Raw genomic sequence first — 22,562 nt, 5'->3', positions numbered from 1 at the left:
TCGTGACCCTCCTCGCATGTCATCTATATAAAACACTTTATAGTGTGTGGGTACTCATAATAAGGAGGCTGTTTATGAGCATTATGCTTACCGGTTCGGTCAAGGAAAGACGGCACGCCAGCACGATGAATATCGATAGATTGTCCACGCTGGACATGCTGAAAGTCATTCACCAGGATGATGCACTCATTTCTGCTGCTATCACCCCTTGTTTACAGACGATTGCCCGTGCGGTGGATAACGCCGCCGCGACCCTCAATCACGGTGGTCGCCTGGTCATTGTCGGGGCGGGGCCGTCTGGCCGCGTCGCGCAACAGGTTGCCGATGACTATGCGCCGGGCAAAACCCCTGTGATGGCCGTAACGGCACAAGAGGGGGAAGGGAGCTACGAGCGCGGCGTTTCCGACCTGCAGGCCATTAAATTTGGTGAAGACGATATGATGCTGGCCGTGACCGTCAGCGGAAAAACGCCGTGGGTCTGGGGAGCGATGCGGCATGCATGGTCGCTGGGTTCGCCGGTCGCCGTGATTACCGGTGATGCGCAAAGTGAAGCCGCGCAGCTGGCGAGTATGGTTATAGCCCCCGAACTGGGTGCCGATGTGGTGGCCGGCTACCTCAACACCAAAGCGGGGATCGCGCAAAAAATGATCCTCTCGATGATCGCTACCGGGCTGGCCGTTCGAACCGGGCGCGTATACAGCAACCTGCGGGTGGATCTTGAGGCAAGCAACACCAAATGGGCCGAACGTCAAATCGCCATTGTAATGGAAGCGGGGGGATGCTCCCGGGCGGAGGCAAAAGCGGCGCTGGAGAGCTGTAACCATCACTGTAAAACAGCGGTATTGATGGTGCTGACAGGGCTGGATGCGTGGAAAGCTCATGAGCTGCTGGCGCAGAATAACGGGTTTATCCGCGTGGCGCTGCAGGAAGCGCCGTAATACGTACCGTTAAGAAATAAAAAAGGCCGCAGATGCGGCCTTTGGTATTTTTAGAGGTTAGAACTGGTAGGTCATGCCCACACCAACGATGTCGTCGGTGGAAATACCGTATGCGTCATATAGCGCTTCATCGTTGTCCAGCATGTTGATTTTGTAATCAACATAAGTGGAGAAGTTTTTGTTGAAGCTGTAGGTCATGCCCAGGTCGATGTAGTTAACCAGATCCTGATTGAATCCTTTACCGTCCAGATCTTTACCTTTTGAGTAAACCCATGCCAGGGAAGGACGCAGACCGAAGTCGAACTGGTACTGTGCAACCGCTTCAAAGTTCTGAGTCTGGTTGGCGATACCAACGTTGCCGATTGGCGTCATGTTGCGGGTCTCCGCATACATCATCGCCAGGTAAACGCTGTTTGCGTCGTATTTCGCGCCAACGGTCCAGGCTTCAGCTTTTTCGCCACCCGCAAAACCGATGCTTTCTGCGGCTTTGCCGTAGGCAACCTGATCGTTGGTACGGTCAGAAGAAGAGTACGCCGCACCCAGGCTCAGGCCGGACAGATCGCCAGAGAAGTCATAGGAGGTGGACATACCGAAGCCGTCGCCGTTCTGGAAGCGTACGTCTTTATGACCGTTTTTAGTGCCTTCCTGATCTTCGTTAGCGTTAGCACCTTCGTTAGCACCCTGATACTGCAGCGCAAAGTTCAGGCCATCAACCAGACCAAAGAAATCATTATTACGATAGGTCGCAACACCGTTGGTACGGCCAACCATAAAGTTATCAGTCCAGGTGTAGGAATCACCGCCAAATACAGGCAGCATATCGGTCCACGCTTCAACGTCGTACACGACGCCGTAATTACGGCCATAATCAAATGAACCGTATTCGCCAAATTTCAGGCCAGCGTATGCCAGACGGTTAAAGGATTTATCACCCGCGCCTTCGGTATCGTTAGCGTAGGTTTTATATTCCCACTGGCCGTAACCGGTCAGGTCGTTAGTGATCTGGGTTTCGCCTTTGAAACCAATCTGTACATAGGTTTCATCGCCATCGTCGCCAGGGTTGTCAGAGAAGGTATGACGCGCGTCGACCTTGCCGTACAGGTCAACTTTGTTGCCGTCTTTGTTGTACATTTCAGCCGCATTTGCTGCGCCTGCCATTAATAATGCGGGTACAAGAATTGCCAGAACTTTTCTTTTCATTATATATTCCCTTTAAAGATAATTTATATGAATATATGTAATTACCCTCCGTAATTACAGGGTTGATACTATTCCAGGAGATGTGATTTAGTTTCAAAAATAAATGTAATAAAATTCGATGAAATATTTCAAATTATTTCTATAAATCTCTTTATTTTTCTGATGAATTAATTAATTGAATTTATAAGGTGTAATTATTATTAAATATTTCGCATTTCTATTTTTTAATTTATTTAATTTGGCTATGTTATAATTCACCCTCTTTTTAACAACAGGACATGACGATGGAACTGGCCCGGTGGCAGCATGGCTTTGAGCGCTGGCTCAAGGAAAATCATCAGAACGACGATACCGCACATGATATTTCGCATTTTCGACGGGTCTGGATGACGGCGCAAAAAATCATGGTTCACCACGCGGTCGAGCCGCGGGTGATTCTGGCCGCATGCTATTTCCACGATATTGTCAGCCTGCCGAAAAATCATCCCGAACGCAGGCAGTCGTCAAGGCTCGCCGCGCGTAAGACGAGCGACATTCTGCGCCGCGACTTTCCGGACTTTCCGCCAGAGCACATTGCCGCCGTCGCGCACGCGATTGAGGCGCACAGCTTTAGCGCCGAAATCGCGCCGCAGAGTATGGAAGCCAAAATAGTGCAGGACGCTGACCGGCTGGAAGCGTTAGGTGCTATCGGCCTGGCGCGCGTTTTTGCCGTCTCGGGCGCGCTGGGCGTGCCGCTATTTGACGCGGACGATCCCTTTGCCGATGCGCGATCCCTCGACGATAGGGCATTTGCCCTCGACCATTTTCAGACCAAGCTGCTGCGTTTGCCTGATACAATGCAGACGGAAATGGGCCGCGAACTGGCACGTCACAATGCCGATTTCCTGATCCAGTTTATGGCGAAACTCAGCGCCGAATTACACGGCGACTGCCTCGGGCTGGATAGCGAGGTGCTGAGCCGCTTCCGTCGCAGTTTGCGCAACTGAACTGTGGTAATCTGTTCCCAGTCTTTACTCTCCGGTTAAAAGAATGCAGGAAAATCGAGCAGTGAAAGAGCCCGCGCCCGCGCAGGCTGAGAAATCAACGGCAACGGTGCAGGCCTTACTGCGCCAGCTGTTGGATATCTATGATGCTAAAACGCTGGCCAGTCTGCTGGTGGCGCACGGCGAAAGCCACTGGAGCCCGGCGATCCTTAAACGTCTGCTGACCAGCGAGCGAGCAGGGCGTCGCCTGAGTGAAGGCGAGTTTCGTTATCTGCAAAACCTGCTTCCGCGTCCTTCTGCCGCGCACCCGAACTATGCCTTCCGGTTTATCGATCTGTTTGCCGGTATCGGCGGTATTCGGCACGGTTTTGAAGCTATCGGCGGACAGTGCGTATTTACCAGCGAGTGGAACAAGCACGCCGTGCGGACCTATAAGGCCAACTGGTACTGCGACCCGCACGAGCATCATTTCAACGCCGATATTCGCGATGTCACCCTGAGCCATAAAAGCGGCGTGAGCGATGAGCAGGCCGCCGAGCATATTCGTCAGACGATCCCCGCGCATGACGTGCTGCTGGCCGGCTTCCCGTGCCAGCCTTTTTCGCTGGCCGGCGTCTCCAAGAAGAATGCCCTCGGACGCGCCCACGGTTTCGCCTGCGATACGCAGGGAACGCTGTTTTTTGACGTGGCGCGCATTATTGACGCCCGTCGTCCGGCCATTTTTGTACTGGAAAACGTCAAAAACTTAAAAAGCCACGACGGCGGGAAAACCTTCCGCATTATCATGCAAACGCTGGATGAGCTGGGTTATGACGTGGCCGATTCAGAGGACATGGGCGCGGACGATCCTAAAATCATTGATGGGAAACATTTCCTGCCCCAGCATCGCGAACGTATCGTGCTGGTGGGCTTCCGCCGCGATCTCAATCTGAAAGGGGATTTCACCCTGCGGGATATTCCTTCTCTGTATCCCGAGCGCCGTCCTACCGTGGCCGACCTGCTGGAACCGGTCGTCGACGCGAAATTTATCCTGACCCCGGTGCTGTGGAAATACCTCTACCGCTATGCCAAGAAGCATCAGGCGAAAGGCAACGGCTTCGGTTTTGGGATGGTCAACCCGAACGATCCGCACAGCGTCACCCGCACGCTGTCTGCTCGCTACTATAAAGACGGTGCGGAAATCCTGATCGACAGAGGCTGGGACAAAGCGCTGGGTGAAAAAGATTTCGACGATCCGCACAACCAGCGTCATCGCCCACGGCGCTTAACGCCGCGGGAATGCGCCCGGTTGATGGGCTTTGAAACGCCGCAAGGCTACGGTTTCCGCATTCCGGTTTCAGACACCCAGGCGTACCGCCAGTTTGGTAACTCGGTCGTCGTTCCCGCGTTTGCGGCTGTCGCAAAACTGCTGGCTCCGCGCATCAGACAAGCGGTGGCGCTACGCCAGAGTGAGGCCGTCAATGACGGACGTTCACGATAAGGCCACGCGCAGTAAAAACATGCGTGCCATCGGCACGCGTGACACCGCCATTGAAAAGCGCCTGGCCGGGCTGCTGACGCAGGCAGGGTTTGACTTTCGCGTGCAGGATCCCGCCCTGGCGGGTCGTCCCGATTTCGTCCTCGACGCCTGGCAGTGCATCATCTTTACTCACGGCTGCTTCTGGCACCATCACGACTGCTATCTGTTTAAAGTCCCCGCGACGCGCACCGATTTCTGGCTGGATAAGATTGGTAAAAACGTCGAGCGCGACAAACGGGATCTCTCAATGCTTATTGCGCAGGGCTGGCGGGTGCTGATCGTCTGGGAGTGTGCGCTGAGAGGCAGACTAAAGCTGAACGATACCGATCTGCGCGAACGGCTGGAAGAGTGGATCTGCGGCGGCGGTCAGACCGCGCAGATCGACACGCAGGGTATTCACCTGCTTACGGTTTCTCCACCTCACAAGGCGTGACCACCGGTTTTGCCGGCAGCAGATATTTGCCCAGCGTGACCAGCACGACGGCAAACACGATGATCCCTAAAGCAATCCATTCCACAGGCGAGAGCGTTTCTCCTCCCAGGCCTGTCCCGAGCAGCACGGCCACGACCGGGTTAACGTAGGCGTAGCTGGTGGCGACCGCAGGGGAGACGTTGCGGATCAGGAACATATAGGCGTTAATGGCGATGATAGAGCCAAACAGCGCCAGGTAGCCTACCGCGAGAAAGCCCGACAGGTCCGGCAGCGCGGTCAGCTTTTCTCCCGTCAGGGTGGAGGCCAGAAGCAGGACAATCCCCGCGGCGAGCATCTCAATCGCACCGGCCATCATGCCGGTCGGCAGTTCGATACGCGACCCGTAGACGGAGCCGAACGCCCAGCTCATCGAGCCGATCAGGATAATCACCGCGCCCCACGGATTCCCGCTCAGGTTGCCGCCGCTGTTGAGCAGAACAATGCCGGCCAGCCCAATCCCAATCCCCAGCCATTCCAGCTTGCGGGTGCGGATGCCGAAAAGACGGCTGAAGCAGAGGGTAAACAGCGGTACGGTGGCAACGACCACGGCGGCGATCCCGGACGGGACGTTCTGGTGCTCGGCAATCGTCACAAACCCGTTCCCCACTGCCAGCAGCAGCAGGCCGATCAGGGCGGCATTCAGCATCGGGCGCAGCGGGGGAAGCTTATGCCCGCGCAGCATCAGGAAGGCCAGCAGCAGGATACCCGCCGAAAGGAAGCGGATGCCCGCCATCATCAGCGGCGGCCAGCTTTCCACGCCGATGCGAATGACAAAGTAGGTTGAGCCCCAGATGATGTACAGCGAAAAGAGTGCCCCGATGAGCGGTAGTAATTGCCGGAAACGCATAATCCCTCACGACGAAATAAAAAGGTCGCTGATAGTAAACGCGAAAACTATCGCGCTGGCGAGCCCTTTAATTGTGTAGCTGATGTGAATTTTTTGTTGACGTAAGGTGCCTGTTTCCGGGTTTGCGCTTTTGCTCCATACTATTCACTTAATTACCAAAAAATGAAGGATTAAGATTTTGGCAGGAAGTAGCTTATTAACATTGCTGGATGATATAGCCACCCTACTGGACGACATTTCAGTGATGGGGAAACTGGCGGCGAAGAAAACCGCAGGCGTGCTGGGCGATGATTTATCGCTTAACGCTCAGCAGGTGAGTGGGGTGAGGGCAAACCGTGAACTGCCGGTGGTGTGGGGCGTGGCGAAAGGTTCCTTCCTGAATAAGGTGATCCTGGTGCCGCTGGCGCTGCTGATCAGCGCCTTTATCCCCTGGGCCATCACGCCGTTACTGATGATCGGTGGGGCATTTCTCTGCTTCGAGGGCGTGGAGAAGGTGCTGCACTCCTTTAGCGCGCGCAAGCAGAGCGATACGCCGGAGGTGCGCCAGCAGCGTCTTGAAGCGCTGGCCGCGCAGGATCCAAAAACCTTCGAGCGCGATAAGGTCAAAGGCGCTATTCGGACCGACTTTATCCTGTCTGCGGAAATCGTCGCGATTACGCTGGGCATTGTCTCTGACGCGCCGCTCCTGAATCAGGTCCTGATCCTCTCCGGCATCGCGATTCTGGTTACCGTGGGCGTGTACGGTCTGGTGGGACTGATCGTCAAGCTGGACGATATTGGCTACTGGCTGGAAGAAAAGTCGAGCGCGGTGGCAAGAGGCATCGGCAAAAGCCTGCTGGTGCTGGCGCCCTGGCTGATGAAGAGCTTGTCGGTGGTGGGAACGCTGGCGATGTTCCTCGTAGGCGGCGGAATTGTGGTTCACGGCATCGCGCCGCTGCACCATGCCATCGAACATTTCTCCTCCACGCAGGGGGCCGTTATCGCGGCGATTCTGCCCACGCTGCTGAACCTGGTGTTGGGCTTTATCATTGGCGCTATCGTCGTTGCGGCGGTGAAGCTGGTTGAGAAAATTCGCGGCACGTCGCACTAATTGTTACCGTCGGCAGGATGCAAAAAGACCATTCCTCGTCTAAATTGAAACAGTTTCACCCTGATACAGGAGGCAGGTATGGTCTTTTTGGTCAGTGATGAAGTTAAGCCTAAAAAGGGCGGCCCACGTATGATCGTCACCGGGTATTCCAGCGGAATGGTGGAATGCCGGTGGCACGATGGCTATAGCATCAAGCGGGAAGCATTCCGTGAAGATGAGCTTCAGCCGGGGGACGGGCAGCACAAACGGGACAAGGCTTAATCACATAACGCCCGGCTTTGCCGGGCGTTTTTATCTCAGGTTTCGGGTATAGAGCAGTAATCAGGGAGTGTGTGTGCAGCGCGATACCTTTGTTGTAAGACAAACTTTTTTGCAATGGCTGCATAAGCGTAGCAATCCGGGGCGGATTGTTAATCTCTGTTTTCTGATCGTTCTGGTGTTTTCCACGCTCCTGACCTGGCGTGAGGTGGTGGTGCTGGAAGAGGCGTACATCTCCAGCCAGCGCAACCATCTGGATACGGTGGCCAGTTCGCTGGACAGGCAGTTACAGAACAGCGTCGACAGGATGCTGTTATTTCGCCAGGGTATGCATGATGCAATCGAGACGCCGCTGGCCTTTGATGTCCTACAGGATGCGGTGTCACGCTTTAACACCGTCCGCATGCTCCCCACCTGGCAGCTCGCCGTTGATAAAAAGCGCACCCTTCCCATCAACGGGGTCTCGGATGCGTTCGTGGATAAAACCACGCTTCTGAATCGGGACGCTGAACGCATCAGTCATGAAATTTCTGCCGCGCTCGAAGTGGGGTATCTGCTCAGGCTGGCGTCATCGAGAGCGCAAACGGAAGCGCGGGTGATCTACGTCTCCCGCGCCGGATTTTTCCTTTCCACGGATACGCCGGATCGGGCGGGTGATATTACCGCCCGCTATTATAATCTGGTCACCCAGTCCTGGTTTACCCAGCAGTCAGAGCGTAACAACCGCGCCCGCGCCGTGCGCTGGTTTATCTCCACGCCTTCATCCTGGACCGGGGATGAACGCACGATCACCGCCAGCGTCCCCATCTATTTCGATCATTACTGGTACGGCGTCGTGGCGATGGATTTTACATTAGACACGATGCAGCGTCTGCTGACCGACGCGACGGAAGACCGGACGGAGGGGGAGTATCAGCTGTACGATACCCGGCTTAATATGATTGCTACCTCAGCCCACGCGGGAAGTCCGGTTAACCAGTTTGACGAACGCGAAACGGCGCAGATTGCCCAGGCGATTGAACATGATACCGGCGGCGGTATCCGCCTCGGGAGCCGGTTTATCACCTGGGAGCGGCTCGATCATTTCGATGGCGTCGTCCTGCGGATCCACACCCTGCACGAAGGGGTGCAGGACGACTTCGGCAGTATCAGCATTGTGCTGGCGCTGCTGTGGGCGCTCTTTACCGCCATGCTGTTGATCTCGTGGCTGGTGATCCGTCGGATGGTGAGTAACATGTATACGCTTCAGCACTCGCTCCAGTGGCAGGCCTGGCACGATCCGCTGACCCGATTGAATAATCGCGGCGCGCTGTTCGACCGCGCAAAATTGCTGGCGGAAACCTGTCGTCAGCAGTCGCTGCCGTTCTCGGTGATTCAGATCGATCTCGACTATTTTAAAAACATCAACGACCGTTTTGGCCATCAGGCCGGTGATAAGGTGCTTTCCCATACGGCAGGCGTGATTGCCAGCGCGTTACGCAAGAATGACGTGGCCGGACGCGTCGGTGGCGAAGAGTTTTGTGTTGTCCTTCCCGGTCTTGGTCTGGAGGAGGCGAGAGGCGTCGCCGAACGCATTCGTTGCCGAATCAACAGTAAGGAGATCCTGGTGAAGAAGAGCACAACCCTGCGCATCAGCGCGTCACTGGGCGTCAGCAGCGCGGATGAATCGGGCAATTACGATTTTGAACAGCTGCAGTCCGTGGCGGACGCCCGGCTGTATCAGGCCAAGCAGAGCGGGCGTAACCGGGTCGTGTGGCGGGATCAGGACAGGAAATGATCCAGCCCCTCCTGCCAGCCCGCAGGCCCGGGCTGTTGGGTGTGATAGACCCGCGCGGGGTTATCGTCCCGTAGCGTGATGCCCTGGCGGTTAATCCCCTTGATCACCACCGCGAAGTCCATGCTGTCGAGCAGCGGCGCATCGTTGGGACCGTCGCCGAGCCCTAGCGTGGTGGGTTCTATGTCTTCCTGCTCGCGATACCGTTCAATCAGCCAGTTAACCGCCACGTCTTTACCGCAGCGGGCGTCCAGAATATGCCAGAAGCGCGCCCCCTGCAGGCATTGCAGGCCGCTGTGCGCCAGTTCCTCTTCAAACTGAAGCAAGTTCTCGTCGGTATCGCGCCAGATCAGCGTGACGGAGGCTTCGTGCTTGCGGGCAAGCATCGAACGGTAGCGCGTCAGTCCGGTCCACTCGCTAATGACGTGCTCATCCACATCGTCAAAGGTGGTGAATTTAAAGCCCGTCTGCAGGCGAATCTGCTCGATCCGCGGACGAATATCCCGGTGCGTCATCCCTCTAATCTGACGCTGGATATTGTCCCAGCGCACGTCAGGCTGAATCACCGCGCCGTTCTCGGCAATAAACGGCAGGCCTTCCAGCCCCAGATCCTGCTGAATATCCAGCATCTCTGCCGCGGTTTTGCTGCTGCAGAGAATGATCGGAATCTGGTTATCCTGCAGCCTGTCCAGCCAGGGCATGGCGGGTTGCCAGTCATAGGTATGAATATCCAGCAACGAGCCATCCAGGTCGGAAAAAATCAGAAAGGTATCCCGCAGTGAAGGCATAGTGACTCCCGGTGACGGATGCGTTTCGCTCTAAGAAAATTCCTAAAAAATATCCGAATTGTTAACCGGAGAAATGAGAGTATTCCCTGGCAAACCCGCATTCGGCGTATGTTATTGCTCATAACCAAAAGCATTATGTTAAAAATATTATATTCATCCTAAGAATATATGCTTGTCAGACAAATTCGTTGGGGATAGTGTGGCATGTACATCAGATTTCCTGGTGTAACGAATTTTCAAGTGCTTCTTGCATAAGCAAGTTTTGATCCCGGTCATCCCCATGACCGGGATTTTTTTCGCCCTAACGATTGGCTTCCGACACGCTAAAGTCGTGAATATCGAGCTCGAAGGCCTCGGCCAGCTCGCGATAGGTGTGATAATCCCTTCCGTTGACAATGACGCGGTCCGAATTGTCGTCCGTGCGGCGGACTTCTGACTCGCTGATCTCATTGATGGCGGCCAGCAGGGCATCGACATCCACCTCGACTTCGCGCTTGATGGTATCGCTGTACTCTTTATCGGTCTTCATTGCGGGACTCCTCTTTCAACCTGCAAACGTGTCCAGGGTTAAGTATAGCCTGTGCATAAAAACGCCATTCACGCCGGGCGGCGATGTGCGTTTTTGCGTTTTGTTCTACACTGGCTCAAAACCAGAGGAGGAATGTATGAAGGTCAACGATCGGGTAACCGTTAAAACGGACGGTGGGCCGCGCCGCCCGGGTGTGGTGCTGGCAATTGAAGAGTTTAGCGAAGGTACAATGTACCTGGTATCACTGGAAGACTACCCGCTCGGCATTTGGTTTTTTAACGAACTGGGGCATCCGGACGGGATTTTTGTAGAGAAAGCAGACTAGCACGGCGTCGGGTAGCACATTGCGTGCCCGACACCCGCTGTAAAAGCAAAAATCTCTGGCCAGGCCAGAGATCAAAGGTAGGGTGCACAGGGTCTTTTCTTAAGCGACTAACGCATGTTGACGAAAATCCCGTTCGTCACATTATCGGTCAGGCGTACCACGTGGTAGATCACTTGCTTATTATGCGTTTTAATTTTCCGTTTAATATTTCCTTTGTGTGATGAAACGGTTTTCGCTTTAATATTCATCTGGTCGGAGATCTGAATAGTTCCTTGTCCCGCCATCCACATTCGCAGCATACTTGATTCAGTCCTGCTTAATGATAGGGTGGGTAAGTTAACCGCTCCTACATTTTTAACTTCTTTATTCAAATAATCACCCAAAATGTCATCCAGCGACTCGGGTTTAATCGATTTAGAACTGATCAATAAATTTTTACGGACCAACAAATACTCATCGAAATGGATATTCGCGATCGCCATAAAAACAATAAACAGGGTTTTTGGATGCTGATTAATGATTTGCTTAATGTGCTGACTGTTGGCTGGATCGTGAATGAAACAGTCCTCATTAATAAACACCACGCCTGGTTTTAGTTCGTCACAAGCGGCTGCGAGTTCGTCAACGGTGTGTGCATCGTTGATGTCTCTCTTTCTTACCCCTCTGCTTGCCAGGTACCCGGTTAACCCTAGCCGGGTGTAGCTGCATAAATCCATAATGATCGTTGACATGGCATACCCTCACTCAATGCGTAACGATAATTCACCATCTGCCTGAGAGCTCAAAACAGCCATACGGGATGGAAAAAAATAATAAACCTGTGAGCATGACAAAGACTTTCAGGCGGACTCACTATCCCGTAAAGTTACGTATAATTTGCCAGGAATCTTCTTAAAGTAAAGTAAATATTAAGTATTGTGAGGTGGTTAGAAACAATTAAACCGCGTCAGATATATCCTGGAAGATGTTTTTCGCGTTTTATTTTAGGAATATCCTCAGAAAGACAGTAACAACAGTGCGGGCTATTATTTACGTGGCAGTTCGCTGACAATATCCGCTAACAGGTTGAATATCTCGCCGAATAAATGTTCACAGAAGGGAGCGATAAGTGGCATCAGTAATGACATTAATAAAATTCCGACCGTCAGCGTCAGCGGAAAACCAATGACAAACACCGAAAGCTGCGGTGCCATTCGGTTGAGTAAACCTAACGCCAGGTTGACGGTCAGCAGCAGGGTGATGATCGGCAGCGCCAGCATCAGCCCGTTGAGGAAGATCAGCCCCGCCGCGCGGGTGAGCGCCAGAAACGCATTGCTGTTCACCGGATTTTCGCCAATCGGCAGCGTATGGAACGTGTCCACCAGCATGGAGATAAGCCACAGATGGCCGTTGAACGACAGGAACAGCAGCATGGCGAGCAGATCGATAATGCGCGCCAGCACGGGCATGTTGAGATGACTGCCAGGGTCAACAAACGTGGCGAACGATAGCCCCATCTGTAGGCCAATCAGTTCCCCCGCGGTACGCACCGCGGCAAAGGCAAGCTGCATGGTAAAGCCAACGGCGACGCCAATCATCACCTGCTGCAGGGCCACCCATACCGCATTCGCCGAGAAGATCGGAATATCCACCGGCGGAAGAGACGGGGCGACGATAATGGAGATGATGATGCCCAGCCCCACTTTGACACGCTTAGGGATCGATTTCTCGCTGAGAATGGGGGCGGTAGAGATCAGCGCCATGATGCGCAGCATCGGCCAAAAATAGACGCCGAGCCACTGAACCCACTGGTCGCTGGTGAAGTGCAGCATCGTCAGGTCAGCCGATGATGTACGGCAGGTTGGTAAACAGGTTGCGCATATAGTCCAGCAGCAGGTTCAGCATCCACGGCCCGGCCACGATAATCGCCACGAACACGGCGATGATTTTCGGGATGAATGAGAGCGTCATTTCGTTAATCTGCGTGGCGGCCTGGAGAATACTGATAATCAGACCGGTAACCAGCGCGACAAGCAGCAGCGGCGCGGCAACGGCAATCGCGATTTTCATCGCCTCCGTGCCCATCATCATGACCGATTCGGGTGTCATTGCCGTTCCTTAACTGTAGAAACTCTGCGCCAGCGAGCTGACCAGCAGTTGCCAGCCGTCGACCAGCACAAAGAGCATGATCTTAAAGGGCAGGGCGATGGTCGCGGGCGGCACCATCATCATCCCGAGCGCCATCAGGACGCTGGCGATCACCAGGTCGATAATCAGGAACGGAATAAAGATGGTAAAGCCAATCTGGAATGCGGTTTTCAGCTCGCTGGTCACATACGCGGGCAGCAGAATACGCATGGGCACCGCTTCCGGTCCCTGCAGCTCGCCGGTGTTGGACAGGCGGGCAAAGAGGGCCAGGTCGGCTTCACGCGTCTGACGCAGCATAAATTCCCGCAGCGGCTGCGCGCCTTTATCCAGCGCTTCCTGCATGGAGATTTTATCTTCGCTGAACGGCTGGTAGGCGTCGGTGTAAATCTTATCGATCACCGGCGACATAATGAAAAAGGTCAAAAACAGCGCCAGCCCGAGCAGAACCTGGTTTGGCGGAGCGGAAGGGGTGCCGAGCGCGTTTCGCAGCAGACCAAAAACGATGATGATGCGGGTGAAGCTGGTCATCATCAGCAGGATGGCCGGAATAAACGTCAGCGAGGTGATGAACACCAGCGTCTGAACCGGAAGCGACCAGCTTTGGCCGCCGCCCGCGAGCGGGGTAGAAACCAGACCGGGCAGTTGCGCATAGACCGCGGGAGCAAACAGGCCAACGCCCGCAAGCGTCAGGGATAACAAACGGCGCATCAGGATCTCCCGGAACGCTTAAGCAAACTCTTCATCACGGACTGGAAATCCGCAGGGGCCTCTGCACGCTCGTCCACCACAGCAGGGGCGGGCGGCAGTTTATGTAACACGCTGATGTTTGACGCCGTGACGCCCAGGACCAGGCGCGCATCGTCCACCTCGACAATGACCACGCGTTCACGCGGCCCCAGCGTGGTGCTGGCGCTGACCTTCAGCCCGCGGGCACCGGCGGTTTTCCCCGCCAGGCCAAAGCGCTTCGCCAGCCAGGCGGCGATAAGAATAAAGGCAATAATACCGAACAACGCCCCGCTCACCTGGAGCAGAGGCGAGCCGGGAACGGCAGAAGGTTGCGATACTGTTGCCTGGGTTTTCATGCTTAACGGCTCAGACGACGCATACGTTCAGACGGGGTAATGATGTCGGTGATGCGTACGCCGTATTTATCGGCCACCACCACCACTTCACCCTGAGCAATCAGATAGCCGTTGATCAGGATATCCAGCGGCTCGCCGGCCAGACCGTCTAGGGCTACTACAGAGCCCTGCGTCAGGCGCAGTAGCTCTTTAATGGTCATGCGGGTGCGTCCCAGCTCAACGGTCAGCTTAACCGGGATATCCATAATCAGGTCGATATCCTGCAGCGTGCCGCTGACATCACCGCCGCCGAGCTGCTGGAATACGGCATCCGCTGCGCTTTTGGCCGGGGTCGCTTTTTGCTCGTTTAACGCGTCAGCCCACAGATCGTCCAGTGCTCCGCTGTTTTCATCGGACGGATTGTTCATGTCACTCATTTGGGCTGTTCCTCATTCAGCGAATTCAAAATCGGGTTGATCAAGTGCTCAACGCGTAACGCATACTGACCGTTAATCGTGCCGTACTGGCTTGTCAGCACGGGTACGCCATCCACATGGGCAATAATGCGGTCGGGTTTTTCTATCGGCAAAACATCACCGGGTTGTAATTTCAGGATCTGAGATAACCGCAGCGGGATATCGGCGAAGCTCGCCACCAGCTCAAGCTGCGAATGCTGGACCTGGCGGACCAGATTTTCACGCCAGTTCTGGTCTTCGTTGCGGGAGTTCTCCAGCGGCGGGTTAACCAGCAGCTCGCGCAGCGGTTCGATCATGCTGAACGGCAGGCAGATGTTGAACTCGCCGGTCAGGTTACCGATCTCCACGTGGAACGGCGTGTTCACGACGATATCGTTCGGGGAGGTGGTGATATTGGTAAATTTCACCTGCATCTCAGAACGGACGTACTCCACTTCCAGCGGGTTAATCGCTTTCCACGCGTCGCTGTAGGACTCCAGCGCCAGCTTCAGCATGCGGTTAATGACGCGCTGTTCGGTGTGGGTGAATTCGCGACCTTCTACTTTGGTCGGGAAACGCCCGTCGCCGCCGAACAGGTTATCCACCGCGATGAACACCAGGCTTGGGGAAAACACCACCAGACCGGTGCCGCGCAGCGGCTTCAGATGAATCAGGTTAAGGTTGGTTGGCACCGGCAGGTTGCGGGCAAACTCGTGATACGGCTGAATGCGGATCGCACCCACCGTAATATCCGGGCTACGACGCAGCAGGTTAAACAGCCCCATACGGAACTGACGTGCAAAACGTTCGTTAATGATCTCCAGCGCCTGCAGACGTTCACGTACCACGCGACGCTGGGTATTCGGGTCATAGGGACGAATATCGCTATCGCCGCCAATACCCGGTTGCGGATCATCACTTTTATCGCTGTCGCCGTTGAGCAGCGCATCGATTTCTGCCTGAGAAAGAATACTGTCGCCCATGTCGTTACCGCAGAATGAAGGCTGTATACAGAACGTCAGTGACTTCCTGCTTAGGTTGGCCGTTTACCAGCGGAGTCGCCAGCGTTTGTTTAATGGCGTCGACCAGCTTTTGCTTACCCACATCGGTGGCCAGCGCCGAAGCGTCCTGACGAGAGAACAGCAGCAGAAGGCGGCTACGCACCTCCGGAAGATAATCATTCAGACGCGCGCGCGTGGCTTCATCCTTCAGGCGCAGCGTAATACCGACATACAGCACACGATCCGCGTCACCGAGGTTCACGGTGAAGGTGTCCAGAGGGAAAAATACCGGCGCCGGCGGTGGTGCAGGTTCGGCTTTGGCCGCAGCGGTCGAAGGTTCCTGCTGCATACGCCAGTAACTATAGCCCGCGGTAGCGCAGGCGGCGAGCGTGATCAACACCAGCAGCGGGATCCAGATGGAACGCTTACTTTTTTTGGTGATAGCGGAGTCAGTCATCTGATACGAGCTTCCTGTTTCGGTACAGCTTAATAAGGTGATTATCCCGTGTCCTGCTGTCGTCAAAGCGTGGAAAAGACGGGGATAATCACGCTACCTCTGGCGTTTAGGCGAAGATGTCTACGGCACTGTTACCGCGCGCGGCGGATTGCAGAGCGGCAGGGACAGGCAGTAACTCATCGCTCTCGTCATTAAAGCCGCCGGTGTTGCCAGAACGCGAAGCCTGGTGCTGCTGCTGGGATGAGGACTGCTGCTGCCCGGCAAAGCTCTCGCTGCTGACGCTGCTTTGCGCAAGCTGAATGCCGTTCTCCGCCAGTGAGGTTCGCAGGACCGGCAGCGCGGCTTCCAGCGCCGCACGGACATGGCTGTGCGCAGAAACCATCTGCAGCTGCGCCTGGTTATCATCCAGCTTAAGCGAAATTTGCACCTGACCCAGATCTTCCGGGTGCAGACGCAGCTCGGCTGTCTGCTGGCCCTGTTTAGTGAACAGGGTGATGTGCTGGCTCAGGGACTGCTGCCATTCATGCGTACCCAGAGGCTGGCTTAACACCGGCGCGGTGGCGACGGTGGCGGCCGTCTGACTGGTCGCATGGCTGGACATAATCGGTGCCAGGGTCGCCGTCGGTGAGGCTGAGGAGGAGGAACTGGCAAGCTCCTGCTTCTCTGCCGTTGCGGCCACGGCCGGCGTGGCCGGCGCGTTACCCGACAGGGCCGGGTCGCTGTTTTTCGCCTGGCTCTGATAAGGCGCAGCACTCTGGGGTTTATCATGGCTTCCCGGAAGCGCGTTCAGGGACGGCTGGCCCGCGCCGTTTTGCGTCAGCGCCGCTGAACTCAGCGTTGCGGTGGCGGACACACCGTCACTGCCTGCCGCTCGTGAGGTGCTGGACTGCTGGTGCGGCAGCATGGCCATCAGCGCGCTTAACCCGGCCAGCTCCTCTTCGCTCAGCTCGCTTTTGCCGTCATCTTTGCTGTTGACCGCATTAAGCGTTTTCAGGGCATCACCCTTTGACAGCGGCTCCAGCCCGGATACCAGCGTATCAAGCGACGTGACGGGCGACGTTTCATCGCCATTCAGCGCAGTTTGACGCGAGAGCAGGTCGGCAATTTTGGCCTGCAGGGTGGTATCCCCTTTGGCGTCCTGAGCAACGTGGGACAGCTTGCTGCCGGCGGCTTTCAGGTCAGCCAGCGTCAGGGGCGCATCGTTGCCCTTGCCCGTCGCGTCCGACAGGGCGCCCGCAAGCAGCGCGAGAAAGTCCTGTGCACCGTCGGTGCCTTTTCCTGTCTGCGTACCGCCTGACAGGTCGCTGTCGCTCATCAGCAGTTGTTGCAGTGTGATCATTCCGGTTTCCTCATTGATGCGCGCTGGGCAAACTCATCCATTTTTTTCTGATCCAGGCGGTTTTCCGCCAGGGTCGTTGCCGCAATCTGTCGGTCCTGTAAGGTCTGCCAGGCCTGCAGTCGCTGCTTCTTCTCGCGCCAGAAATTCAGCGCGGTATCGACTTTCTGGGTCCACTGGTGTAGCTGCTGGCGATGCTGATCTATCGCCTTCTCCAGCGTCTGGATAAACTGCTGATAGTTAATCCAGCGCTGGCTTCCAATGCCCTGTGTCATATCGGTATTGAGGTTGGTGCGATATTCATGCTGATAGTCGATTAACATCTTCAACTGTTCTTCAGCCTGCTGGCACCCGCGTCGCATTGCGCCAAGCTGCAATGCGGCATCATCAACTTCTTTTTCAGCCAGATCTTTCAGCGTTGATAACGCGCTGTTTTGCGCCATGACCTTCGCCCTCCACCTGTGTTACACCTGCGGGAAAATCAGCTCCAGAGCCTGAATTGAATCTTCCCAGTCGGCACGTTCAAAAATGCCTTGTTGCAAAAATGCCTCCAGCTGCGGCCACAGGGTAATCGCTTTGTCGAGCATCGGGTCGCTGCCTTTGGCATACGCCCCCACGCTGACCAGATCGCGGTTGCGCTGGAAGCTGGAGAGGAGTTGTTTAAAGTTACGCACGCGGGCGTAGTGTTTCTCGGTTATCAGCGCGGTCATCGCGCGGCTGATAGAGGCTTCAATATCTATCGCCGGATAGTGTCCGGCTTCGGCCAGACGACGAGACAGCACGATATGACCGTCAAGGATCGCGCGCGCGGAGTCGGCAATCGGATCCTGCTGGTCATCGCCTTCGGTCAGCACCGTATAGAACGCGGTGATGGAGCCGCCGCCGCTGATGCCGTTCCCCGCACGTTCCACCAGGGCAGGGAGTTTGGCGAAGACCGAAGGCGGGTAGCCTTTGGTCGCCGGTGGCTCACCAATAGCCAGCGCGATTTCACGCTGCGCCATCGCGTAGCGGGTCAGCGAATCCATGATCAGCAGCACGTGCTTGCCGCGGTCACGAAAATCTTCGGCGATGCGGGTGGCATAGGCTGCCCCCTGCATACGCAGTAACGGCGACACGTCCGCCGGTGCGGCAATGACCACCGAGCGGGCACGGCCTTCCGCACCCAGAATGTTTTCAATAAAGTCTTTTACTTCACGACCGCGCTCGCCGATCAGGCCCACGACGATAACGTCCGCCTGGGTGTAGCGCGCCATCATGCCGAGCAGGACGGATTTACCCACGCCTGACCCGGCGAAGAGGCCCATACGTTGCCCGCGTCCCACGGTCAGCAGGGCGTTGATCGGTCGCACGCCGGTGTCGAGCACATGCTCGATAGGGGTACGCTGCAGGGGGTTAAACGGCTGGGTAATTAATGCGCCGGTTTCGGTAGTGTCCGGGGAGGGCAGCCCGTCGAGCGGCTTCCCGCTGCCGTCCAGCACGCGACCCAGCAGGGCAGGACCAAGCGGCAGCTGTTTCCCGCTTTGCAGCCCATCGCCGGACGTGTTTTTGGCATACACGCGCGCGCCGGGCAGAATACCTTCCACCTCTTCAAGCGGCATCAGGAACAGGCGCTGGCCGTTGAACCCGACCACTTCGCTTTCTACTTCACGCGTTTCCAGACCGTCCTGACGCTCAATCACGCAGGTCGCGCCCAGCGGAAGCTGCAGGCCGGTGGCCTCCAGGACCAGACCGGTGGCGCGCGTCAGCCGCCCATAACGACGAACAGAGGGCAGTTGCGCCATCTTCGTCTCAAAGTTGTCGAGCGTGGTGAGCCAGCGGGTGAGGCGTGCGGTCATCAGACGACTCCCGGTGCCGCCAGGCGACACAGTTCCTGCCAGCGGGTGGCGACGCTGGCATCCAGATCGCCTTCATCGGCAGAAACTTTGCAACCGCCGTGATGTAACGACGGGTCGCCGCGCAGACGCCAGCCGTGCAGGTTTAGCGTCGCACCCAGGCTCTCTTCCACGCGCTGCAGGTCGTCCGGGTGGACGCGCAGCTGCGGCTTCCCGCTGAACAGCGGCTCCTGCTGCAGCAGACCCTGAATTTGTTTGATTAGCGCGGTGTTATCCACCACGGGCGTCTGGCCGATCACCTGACGCGCGGCTTCCAGCGCCATCTGCATCAGTCGCGAGGCAATCACGCTGTCCAGCGCGTCCAGCGTGTGCTGAAACTCGCTGACCAGCTGCTGCATGCGGGCATGGATCGGCGCCTGCTGCTGGCGCGCCTGATCGATACCGTGCTCTAACCCTTTCGCCAGGCCTTCCTGATACCCCAGCTCTTGGCCTTTCTGCCGACCTTCGTTCAGACCGGCATTGTAGCCCTGCTCGTGCGCCTGCATTTGCAGCTGAGCCAGCATTTGCGCCTGCTGCTCCTCTTCGCTCAGCTCGGGCTGCTCGACGTCCGGGTCAAGGGCCTCGGTCGGGATCGCGGCTGGCGTGAACTCGGAGAGGGGAGGGGCCAGATCGTCCGGCGTCCAGCGCTTCCACGGCAGCTCATTAGACATAGGTGTCGTCTCCACTGCCAATCACCATCTCGCCGGTTTCCGCCAGACGACGAACGATAAGCAGAATGGCTTTCTGTTCGTTTTCCACCTGAGACAGACGAACCGGACCACGGTTGGCAAGGTCGTCGCGCAGGATATCGGCCGCACGTTGAGACATGTTGCGCAGGAACTTCTCGCGCAGCGGCTGCTCGGCGCCTTTGAGGGCGATAAGCAGCGACTCGGAATCCACTTCCTGGAGCAGGCGCTGGATGCTGCGGTCGTCCACTTCGACGAGGTTTTCGAACAGGAACATCTCGTCGATGATTTTCTGTGCCAGCTCGCCGTCGAATTCGCGAACCGCCGTAATGACGGCCTCTTCCTGCTGCGTTTTCATCAGGTTGATGATTTCCGCCGCCGTTCTCACGCCGCCCATTTTGCTGCGCTTGAGGTTCTGGCCGTCGAGCAGGTTGTTCAGCACCTCGGTCAGCTCCGCCAGCGCGGCAGGCTGGACGCCGCCGAAGGTGGCGATACGCAGCATCACATCGTGACGCAGACGCTCTTCGAACAGCGCCAGAATATCGGCCGCCTGACCACGTTTGAGGTGGACAAGGATGGTGGCGATAATCTGCGGGTGCTCGTCGCGAATAAGGTCCGCGGCACTCTGCGGTTCCATAAAGTTAAGCGTTTCGATACCGCTGGCGGTATCGCGCGTTTCCAGAATGTCTTCCAGCAGGCTGGCGGCACGCTCTTCGCCCAGCGCCTTGACCAGCACGGAACGCAGGTAGTCGTTGGCGTTGACGTTCAGCGCGGCAAACTGTTCGGCTTCCTGCTCAAACTCCGACAGCACTTCGGTCAGCTGCTTGTTGGAGATTTGACGCACGTTGGCCATCGCCGCACTGAGAATTTGCACTTCCCGCTGGGAGAGGTGTTTAAACACCTCTGCCGCGCGATCTTCGCCAATGGTCATCAGCAGGATGACGCTTTTATCGGTGCCCGTAAGCGTATTACTCATGTTCGTTACCCATCCACTGACGGATGACCAGCGCCACGACGCGCGGATCGTTATCTGACATTTCGCGAATGCGCTGGCTCATCACCTCGGCACCCATGCGCTGGTTAGCGCGGCGCTGCTGCATCTGTTCATCTTTGCTGAGGCGCACTTCAACCGCTTCTTCCGTTTCCTGACGCGCATTCATCTGCTCGCGAGCCGCTTTTTCGGCTTCAGCACGGCGCTGGAGCTGAGGACGAACGCCCTTGCGCCACAGCAGCCACGCGACAATCAGCACCAGCAGCCAGCGTCCTGCGGACATCAGCTGGTCGATAAACGCCTGCTGTTGCCAGAACGGCAGTTCACCGCCGGTCTCTTCCACCGAGTTGAACGGTGAGTTCACCACGTTGAGGGTATCGCCGCGCTTCTCGGAGTAACCCATCGCTTCACGGGTCAGGTTTTCAATCTGCTTCATCTGCTCGGCGGTCAACGGCAACGGTTTGCCATCCGCCAGCGTTTTGTAGTTGACCACTACCGCAACGGAGAGACGCTGAATATCGCCCACGTTCAGTTTAGTGTGGCGAATCGTCCTATCCACTTCGTAGTTCGTGGTTTCGTTACGGCTGCTGTTTCGTGGACCGCTGTTCGTCGCCGTTGAGGTGGTCTGCTGGTTATTCTGCTGGCCGTTCTGCTGATTGGCCGGCGGCGTAGAGATCGGCGCCGCGTTAGCCGGGGCAGGCTGGTTAGACAGCGCGCCCGGCACGCCGCCCGGGTTTGCGCCGCCAATCTGCTCGCTGGTGTTGATCTGGCGCGAACGCATAACCGCCTGCGCCGCATCTCCGTTCGGGCTGTACTGCTCTTCGGTTTGTTCTTTATTCGAGAAGTCGATCTGCGCGGTCACCTGCGCGTGCACGTTGCTGTTGCCCACCACCGGACCCAGGATCGCTTCGATACGACGCTGGAGACGGCTTTCCACATCGGCGGCATATTTCAGTTGCGCGTCATTCAGATCGCGACCGGCGGTATTGGATTGCGTCAGCAGGTGACCGCTCTGGTCAACCAGCGTCACGTTACCCGGCGGCAGACCGGCCACGGCGCTGGAGACGAGATGCGTCACCGCGCTGATTTGCCCTTCGTCCAGCGCGCGGCCAGGCTCAAGGTTCACGGTCACGGAAGCCGAAGGCGATTTCTGTTCGCGGACAAATAAGGAAGGTTTAGGCATCGCCAGATGCACGCGGGCACTCTTCACCGGGCCTAATGTTTCAATGGTGCGGGCCAGCTCACCTTCCAGCGCACGCTGGTAGTTCACCTGCTCGCTGAACTGGCTGATACCGAATTTTTCCTGATCCAGCAGCTCAAAGCCTACCGCGCCGCCCTTCGGCAGCCCCTGCTGGGCCAGGCGCAGACGCAGTTCGTGCACCTTATCTGCCGGAACCTCCAGCGCACCGCCATTATCGGCAAAGCGATAAGGGATGTTCATCTGGGTCAGCTGGGTGACGATGGCGCCGCCATCCTGATCGGAAAGGTTACTGTAGAGCGTCCGGTAATCAGGGCTTTTCGCCCACAGGACCATCGCTACAAGGATCGCAATTGCGGCAGCGCCTGCCACGATCAACGGGATTTTAGGATTCGCGCGAAGGCGGTTCATCCACTCGAGTGATTTATTCTGCGGCGCTGTCGATGCTGTTGCACTCATTGCGCACCTCTTAAATCCTGGTGGTTTACGTTATTCGTGTAGAGAAACAAAACTGACTCCCGGGTCGGCAAACACGACAAATGTTCCATATTGATGGCCCTGCCATTATTTGATGATTCGCGATTTTCTATGCGTCAAATAACCTGGTTTTTTCATGCTATTTACCGCCATTATCTTATTGACAAGCTGTTAGTCTT

At 56.4% G+C, this 22,562-nt stretch carries 25 protein-coding genes and 1 pseudogene; 8 read left to right on the top strand and 18 right to left on the bottom strand.

Features of this window, described 5'->3' with window-relative positions; all coding sequences use genetic code 11:
• Nucleotides 1-74: 74 nt before the first annotated feature.
• Complete coding sequence (locus BFV67_RS13845) at nucleotides 75-938, top strand: N-acetylmuramic acid 6-phosphate etherase (protein ID WP_069598500.1); 864 nt, start codon at nucleotides 75-77, stop codon at nucleotides 936-938.
• 57 nt (nucleotides 939-995) lie between these two features.
• On the opposite strand, the gene ompC is transcribed toward BFV67_RS13845, so the two are convergent.
• The gene (gene ompC / locus BFV67_RS13840) at nucleotides 996-2,138 is read right to left on the bottom strand and encodes a porin OmpC (RefSeq protein WP_023325575.1); all 1,143 of its coding nucleotides are present in this window, start codon (nucleotides 2,136-2,138) and stop codon (nucleotides 996-998) included.
• A gap of 284 nt (nucleotides 2,139-2,422) precedes the next feature.
• Between ompC and BFV67_RS13835 the strand changes: the two genes are divergently transcribed.
• The 3 genes from BFV67_RS13835 to BFV67_RS13825 all read left to right on the top strand — a co-directional run bounded on the left by BFV67_RS13835 (nucleotide 2,423) and on the right by BFV67_RS13825 (nucleotide 5,073).
• Complete coding sequence (locus tag BFV67_RS13835; protein ID WP_069598499.1) at nucleotides 2,423-3,124, top strand: phosphohydrolase; 702 nt, start codon at nucleotides 2,423-2,425, stop codon at nucleotides 3,122-3,124.
• A gap of 61 nt (nucleotides 3,125-3,185) precedes the next feature.
• Entirely contained in the window at nucleotides 3,186-4,601 is a 1,416-nt protein-coding gene (locus tag BFV67_RS13830) for a DNA cytosine methyltransferase (RefSeq protein WP_023293871.1), read from the top strand.
• Nucleotides 4,582-5,073, top strand: coding sequence for a very short patch repair endonuclease (locus tag BFV67_RS13825; RefSeq protein ID WP_063453143.1), 492 nt, complete (start codon nucleotides 4,582-4,584; stop codon nucleotides 5,071-5,073). Before BFV67_RS13830 ends, BFV67_RS13825 begins: the two co-directional genes overlap by 20 nt.
• Here BFV67_RS13825 and yedA read toward each other — a convergent pair.
• Nucleotides 5,045-5,959 (bottom strand): drug/metabolite exporter YedA, encoded by a 915-nt coding sequence (yedA, locus tag BFV67_RS13820; protein WP_021241392.1) that lies wholly within the window; start codon nucleotides 5,957-5,959, stop codon nucleotides 5,045-5,047. The genes BFV67_RS13825 and yedA overlap by 29 nt on opposite strands.
• A 178-nt stretch (nucleotides 5,960-6,137) precedes the next feature.
• On the opposite strand from yedA, the gene BFV67_RS13815 reads away from it, so the two are divergent.
• From BFV67_RS13815 to dgcQ, 3 genes are all read left to right on the top strand, one after another.
• On the top strand, nucleotides 6,138-7,049 hold the full coding sequence (locus BFV67_RS13815; protein ID WP_008500306.1) for a DUF808 domain-containing protein: 912 nt from the start codon (nucleotides 6,138-6,140) through the stop codon (nucleotides 7,047-7,049).
• A 78-nt stretch (nucleotides 7,050-7,127) separates the two neighbouring features.
• Complete coding sequence (locus BFV67_RS13810; RefSeq protein ID WP_008500307.1) at nucleotides 7,128-7,310, top strand: YodC family protein; 183 nt, start codon at nucleotides 7,128-7,130, stop codon at nucleotides 7,308-7,310.
• Between the two features lie 73 nt (nucleotides 7,311-7,383).
• The gene (gene dgcQ, locus BFV67_RS13805) at nucleotides 7,384-9,084 is read left to right on the top strand and encodes a cellulose biosynthesis regulator diguanylate cyclase DgcQ (RefSeq protein ID WP_069598498.1); all 1,701 of its coding nucleotides are present in this window, start codon (nucleotides 7,384-7,386) and stop codon (nucleotides 9,082-9,084) included.
• Here dgcQ and BFV67_RS13800 read toward each other — a convergent pair.
• Both BFV67_RS13800 and yodD read right to left on the bottom strand, forming a co-directional pair.
• Complete coding sequence (locus BFV67_RS13800) at nucleotides 9,069-9,869, bottom strand: mannosyl-3-phosphoglycerate phosphatase-related protein (RefSeq protein WP_069598497.1); 801 nt, start codon at nucleotides 9,867-9,869, stop codon at nucleotides 9,069-9,071. The two genes, dgcQ and BFV67_RS13800, sit on opposite strands and share 16 nt — an antisense overlap.
• 301 nt (nucleotides 9,870-10,170) lie before the next feature.
• Nucleotides 10,171-10,398, bottom strand: a complete 228-nt coding sequence (gene yodD, locus BFV67_RS13795) for a YodD family peroxide/acid resistance protein (protein ID WP_013097742.1) — start codon at nucleotides 10,396-10,398, stop codon at nucleotides 10,171-10,173.
• A 136-nt stretch (nucleotides 10,399-10,534) separates the two neighbouring features.
• Here yodD and dsrB point away from each other — a divergent pair, with 136 nt between their 5' ends.
• Nucleotides 10,535-10,723 (top strand): protein DsrB, encoded by a 189-nt coding sequence (gene dsrB / locus BFV67_RS24515; RefSeq protein ID WP_008500312.1) that lies wholly within the window; start codon nucleotides 10,535-10,537, stop codon nucleotides 10,721-10,723.
• 107 nt (nucleotides 10,724-10,830) lie between these two features.
• Here dsrB and rcsA read toward each other — a convergent pair whose 3' ends face one another.
• From rcsA to fliF, 14 genes and pseudogenes are all read right to left on the bottom strand, one after another.
• Nucleotides 10,831-11,454: a transcriptional regulator RcsA gene (gene rcsA, locus BFV67_RS13785; RefSeq protein ID WP_008500313.1), complete on the bottom strand. Its 624-nt coding sequence runs from the start codon at nucleotides 11,452-11,454 to the stop codon at nucleotides 10,831-10,833.
• A gap of 287 nt (nucleotides 11,455-11,741) precedes the next feature.
• A pseudogene (fliR, locus tag BFV67_RS13780) lies at nucleotides 11,742-12,534 on the bottom strand (flagellar biosynthetic protein FliR); the annotation flags it as partial.
• A gap of 7 nt (nucleotides 12,535-12,541) precedes the next feature.
• Nucleotides 12,542-12,811, bottom strand: a complete 270-nt coding sequence (fliQ, locus tag BFV67_RS13775; protein ID WP_008500315.1) for a flagellar biosynthesis protein FliQ — start codon at nucleotides 12,809-12,811, stop codon at nucleotides 12,542-12,544.
• Nucleotides 12,812-12,820: 9 nt separating this feature from the next.
• Nucleotides 12,821-13,558, bottom strand: coding sequence for a flagellar type III secretion system pore protein FliP (fliP, locus tag BFV67_RS13770; RefSeq protein ID WP_008500316.1), 738 nt, complete (start codon nucleotides 13,556-13,558; stop codon nucleotides 12,821-12,823).
• Nucleotides 13,558-13,932: a flagellar biosynthetic protein FliO gene (gene fliO / locus BFV67_RS13765; protein ID WP_021241389.1), complete on the bottom strand. Its 375-nt coding sequence runs from the start codon at nucleotides 13,930-13,932 to the stop codon at nucleotides 13,558-13,560. Before fliO ends, fliP begins: the two co-directional genes overlap by 1 nt.
• 2 nt (nucleotides 13,933-13,934) lie before the next feature.
• The gene (gene fliN, locus BFV67_RS13760; RefSeq protein WP_008500318.1) at nucleotides 13,935-14,348 is read right to left on the bottom strand and encodes a flagellar motor switch protein FliN; all 414 of its coding nucleotides are present in this window, start codon (nucleotides 14,346-14,348) and stop codon (nucleotides 13,935-13,937) included.
• Entirely contained in the window at nucleotides 14,345-15,349 is a 1,005-nt protein-coding gene (fliM, locus tag BFV67_RS13755; protein WP_008500320.1) for a flagellar motor switch protein FliM, read from the bottom strand. Before fliM ends, fliN begins: the two co-directional genes overlap by 4 nt.
• 4 nt (nucleotides 15,350-15,353) lie before the next feature.
• Nucleotides 15,354-15,824, bottom strand: a complete 471-nt coding sequence (fliL, locus tag BFV67_RS13750; RefSeq protein ID WP_021241388.1) for a flagellar basal body-associated protein FliL — start codon at nucleotides 15,822-15,824, stop codon at nucleotides 15,354-15,356.
• 106 nt (nucleotides 15,825-15,930) lie between these two features.
• Entirely contained in the window at nucleotides 15,931-17,163 is a 1,233-nt protein-coding gene (fliK, locus tag BFV67_RS13745) for a flagellar hook length control protein FliK (RefSeq protein ID WP_069598496.1), read from the bottom strand.
• Complete coding sequence (gene fliJ, locus BFV67_RS13740; protein ID WP_021241386.1) at nucleotides 17,160-17,603, bottom strand: flagellar export protein FliJ; 444 nt, start codon at nucleotides 17,601-17,603, stop codon at nucleotides 17,160-17,162. Before fliJ ends, fliK begins: the two co-directional genes overlap by 4 nt.
• Nucleotides 17,604-17,624: 21 nt before the next feature.
• Nucleotides 17,625-18,995, bottom strand: coding sequence for a flagellar protein export ATPase FliI (gene fliI / locus BFV67_RS13735; protein WP_008500325.1), 1,371 nt, complete (start codon nucleotides 18,993-18,995; stop codon nucleotides 17,625-17,627).
• Nucleotides 18,995-19,702 (bottom strand): flagellar assembly protein FliH, encoded by a 708-nt coding sequence (fliH, locus tag BFV67_RS13730; RefSeq protein WP_069598495.1) that lies wholly within the window; start codon nucleotides 19,700-19,702, stop codon nucleotides 18,995-18,997. The genes fliI and fliH overlap by 1 nt, the downstream gene beginning before the upstream one ends.
• Nucleotides 19,695-20,693 (bottom strand): flagellar motor switch protein FliG, encoded by a 999-nt coding sequence (gene fliG / locus BFV67_RS13725; protein WP_008500327.1) that lies wholly within the window; start codon nucleotides 20,691-20,693, stop codon nucleotides 19,695-19,697. Before fliG ends, fliH begins: the two co-directional genes overlap by 8 nt.
• Nucleotides 20,686-22,365, bottom strand: a complete 1,680-nt coding sequence (gene fliF / locus BFV67_RS13720) for a flagellar basal-body MS-ring/collar protein FliF (RefSeq protein WP_021241384.1) — start codon at nucleotides 22,363-22,365, stop codon at nucleotides 20,686-20,688. Before fliF ends, fliG begins: the two co-directional genes overlap by 8 nt.
• Nucleotides 22,366-22,562 lie beyond the last annotated feature (197 nt).

This window comes from Enterobacter roggenkampii, assembly GCF_001729805.1.
GTDB lineage: Bacteria > Pseudomonadota > Gammaproteobacteria > Enterobacterales > Enterobacteriaceae > Enterobacter > Enterobacter roggenkampii.
The sequence above is the reverse complement of the archived record's forward strand: the minus strand, read 5'-3'. Positions and strand labels throughout refer to the sequence as shown.